Here is a 1,109-nt window from a genome sequence, read left to right as displayed (position 1 = left end):
TGTAATTTCATTAGGAGTAGGGGAGCCAGACTTTGTTACTCCTTGGAATATTACAGAGGCTGGAATTTATTCTTTGGAAAAAGGACATACTCATTACTCATCTAATGCTGGATTTATAGAGCTTAGAGAAGAGATAAGCAATTACTTAGTTAGAAGATTTAATACTTATTATAATCCAAAGGATGAGATTTTAGTAACAGTTGGTGGAAGTGAGGGAATTGATTTAGCTCTTAGAGCTTTAGTTAAAGAGGGAGATGAAGTTATTATTCCTGAACCTAGCTTTGTTGCATATAGAGGGTGTACAGCCTTTACAGGAGGAACTGCTAAGATAATAAACTTAAGAGAGGAAGATGACTTTAAATTAAAGGCTTGGCAACTTGAAGAGGCTATAACAGAAAAAACAAAAGTTGTTATACTTCCTTTTCCAAATAACCCAACAGGGGCAATAATGACAAGAGAAGAGCTTAGTGAAATTGTAGAAGTTTTAAAAGATAAAAATGTAATAATATTATCTGATGAAATATATGCAGAGCTTTCATATGATAAAAAACATGTATCAATAGCTGAATTTGAAGAAGTAAGAGATAAAACAATAGTTATAAATGGATTTTCAAAAGCCTATGCAATGACAGGTTGGAGACTTGGATATGCTTGTGGAAATAGAGTTATTATAGATGCAATGAAAAAAATACATCAATATGGAATAATGTGTTCACCAACAACAGCACAATATGCAGCAATAGAAGCACTTAAAAATGGTGATGATAGTGTTCAAAAAATGGCTAATGAATATAATAGAAGAAGAAGAATTCTTGTAAATGGATTTAGGGAAATGGGGCTTAGCTGCTTTGAGCCACTTGGAGCATTATATGTATTTCCATGTATAAAATCTACAGGACTTACAGCAGATGAATTCTGTGAAAGACTTTTAATGGAAGAAAGAGTTTTAGCAGTACCAGGAAATGCTTTTGGAGACTGTGGAGAAGGATATATAAGAGCCTGTTATGCAGCTTCAACTGAAGATTTAGTTGAAGGAGTTAAGAGGATTGCAAGATTTGTGGAGAAGTTAAGAATTGAGAATTAAAAATGAAGAATTATAGTGAATCACA

General features: G+C 32.9%; 1 protein-coding gene. It reads left to right on the top strand.

Features of this window, described 5'->3' with window-relative positions; all coding sequences use genetic code 11:
• The coding region (locus tag ACRDDY_RS16890) for an aminotransferase class I/II-fold pyridoxal phosphate-dependent enzyme (RefSeq protein ID WP_438566103.1) at positions 1-1,084 on the top strand (1,084 nt) is incomplete at its 5' end.
• Positions 1,085-1,109 lie beyond the last annotated feature (25 nt).

The organism is Clostridium sp., from assembly GCF_051656525.1.
Classification (GTDB): domain Bacteria; phylum Bacillota; class Clostridia; order Clostridiales; family Clostridiaceae; genus Clostridium.
This window is presented reverse-complemented; position numbering and strand designations above follow the sequence as displayed.